This is a genomic window from Chryseobacterium sp. 2TAF14, assembly GCF_052115105.1.
In the GTDB taxonomy this organism is placed as follows: domain Bacteria; phylum Bacteroidota; class Bacteroidia; order Flavobacteriales; family Weeksellaceae; genus Chryseobacterium.
In genome coordinates, this window is sequence record NZ_JBFRGA010000271.1 from 1 (window position 1) to 2730 (window position 2730).

2 protein-coding genes are annotated in these 2730 nt (G+C 36.4%); both read left to right on the plus strand.

Annotation, left to right across the window (positions count from 1 at the left end):
• The first annotated feature begins 147 nt into the window (after positions 1–147).
• Complete coding sequence (locus AB4Y90_RS17290) at positions 148–2079, plus strand: M13 family metallopeptidase (RefSeq protein ID WP_441558807.1); 1932 nt, start codon at positions 148–150, stop codon at positions 2077–2079.
• Positions 2080–2232: 153 nt separating this feature from the next.
• Positions 2233–2730 (plus strand): type VI secretion system contractile sheath small subunit (locus AB4Y90_RS17295; RefSeq protein ID WP_441558806.1); only part of this gene is annotated, 498 nt, incomplete at its 3' end.

Below are 2730 nucleotides of genomic sequence, written 5' to 3' on the forward strand. Positions count from 1 at the left end.
GTACTTGCATTTTCGGGTATTGTATTCTTAAATTCTTGCGGAACTGCTAAAAAACCTGTCGAAACAACAGAAAAAGCTCCAGTAAATGTTGTTGCCGAAAACGCCGAATCGGTAATTCTTCCAGAAAACGGACTTAATTTATCGTATATGGATAAAACCGTTCGTCCGCAGGATGATTTCTTCAGTTACGTAAACGGAAACTGGGTAAAAGAAACGCAGATTCCTTCTGATAAAGCGAGTTGGGGATCTTTCAATGCGTTGAGAGAAAACGTAGATGATGCTTCTTTGGGGATTTTAAAAACAATTTTAAACGAAAAATACGCAGATGGCACTGAAGGACAAAAAATTCAAAATCTTTACGCATCTTTTATGGATGTCGAAAAAAGAAATGCCGCAGGAATTGCTCCTATCAAATCTGATTTAGCTAAAATTGATGCCATTAAAAATGTAAACGATCTTCAGAAATACCTTTTGGAAGCAACAATGTTAGGTGACAACTCATTCTACGGCTGGAGAGTTGGCGCAGATATGAAAAATTCTAAAATGAATGCAGTCTATCTTGGCGGTCCCGATCTTGGTTTGGGAAGAGATTATTACCAAAAAGTAAACGAGGCCAATACCAAAACTTTAGCAGAATATCAAAATTATGTTGCAAAATTATTTGTCGTTTTAGGATATAAAAACTCTGATGCTGCTGCAAAAAATGTGGTTGATTTTGAAAAGCAGCTGGCAAATTATTTACTGACTTTAGAGCAAAACAGAGATGCCAATTTAAGATACAACCCGAAAAATGTTTCTGAACTTTCCGGCTTGGTAAAAAATGTAAATCTGGCTAAATATCTGAAAGATGCAGGAGTAAATACAGATAAAGTAATCGTTGGTGAACTGAAATATTACCAGAATATGGATCAGTTTATCAATCAGAAAAACCTTCCGTTGCTGAAAGATTATCTTAAATATCATATTATTAATGGTAATGCAAGCAATTTGGGAGATAATTTAGACAACATCCGTTTCGATTTTTACTCTAAATATCTTCAGGGGCAAAAAGAGCAGAGAGCGATGGATAAAAGAGGTTTGGCGCTTGTAAACGGAGTTTTGGGCGAAGCTTTCGGGAAATTGTATGTAGATAAATATTTTACACCGGCATCTAAGCAGCAGATGGAAATGTACATTGATTATCTGTTGAAGTCTTTCAAAAAGCACATCAATGATATGGATTGGATGTCTCCGGAAACAAAAGTAAAAGCTCAGGAAAAACTGTCTAAATTCACTGTGAAAATAGCATATCCTGATCAATGGAAAGATTATTCTAAATTAAAAGTAGAATCTCCGGCGCAGGGTGCAACTTTATATTCAAACTTACAGAATGTTTCGGCTTGGCAATATCAAAAAAGTTTAGAAAAAGTAGGAAAACCTGTTGATAAAACAGAATGGGGAATGTCTCCACAAACCGTAAATGCATATTACAGCGGTTCAAATAACGAAATTGTTTTCCCTGCAGCAATTCTTCAGCCGCCTTTTTACAATCCAAAAGCTGATGCTGCGGTAAATTTTGGTGGAATCGGAGCAGTTATCGGTCACGAAATTTCTCACGGATTTGACGACAGCGGTTCAAGATTCGACGGTGACGGAAATCTTAATAATTGGTGGACAGACCAGGATCGTAAGAATTTTGATGCAAAAGTAGCTCAGTTGGCTGCACAATACAATGCTTACGAACCCGTAAAAGGAAGTTTTGTAAACGGGAAATTTACAAGCGGTGAAAATATCGGAGATTTAGGTGGAGTAGCGGTTGCTTATGACGCGCTTCAGATGTATTTAAAAGATAAAGGAAATCCGGGTTTGATCAGCGGGTTTAATCAGGATCAGAGGTTTTTTATGAGCTGGGCAACAGTGTGGAGAACCAAATCTACCGATCAGTATATGATCAATCAAGTAAAAACAGATCCGCATTCTCCGGGATATTTCAGAGCTTTCGGGCCTTTGGTAAACCAGGATTCTTTTATAAAAGCTTTCGATATAAAACCGGGAGACAAATTGTATAAAGCTCCGGCTGAGAGAATTAAAATCTGGTAATTTTTATATAATAATTTACTGTTAAAACGCATCATTCCGGTGCGTTTTTTTATTTGTTTTTCATAGATTAGTGACACCAAAACATATTAATAATCATTCAATTACCATCACTGGATTGATTTATTTTTAATAAAAATCTTCACAAAATTTTTTATGTTCCAGTTTTTTTATAAATTTAAACAATGGATTGGTCAAAAATTTGATAATCCAAACCAAAATCAACAATCTCAAAATAATAATAATATGGCAATGTTTAATTATGGTGTTGGCGGAAACGAAGTCAAGGTCGACGCTAATGAAGCTATTCAGGAAATCCAGGAGAACAAATCTCTTATCGTAAGCCAGCTTACAACAGACGAATCTTACGTTCCCGAAATTGTTACAGGATTAAAAACCGTAGATGATGTTTTCAGACACTTTCAGCCTTCTGTCGCTGTACAGCACGAAACTGAGGATGGAAATGTGGTAGAAGAAGAATTCCGTTTTCAGAATCTTGCAGACTTTACTCCCAAAAATCTTGTTCAGAAATCAGATTATCTTCAGCAGCTCAGCATGGAGCAGGAGCAGTACAACAAAATTGTACGCCAGCTGAAGACCAATAAGATTCTTCGCAATATGTTGGAGAATGAGCAGAGCAGAGCTGCTTTTATT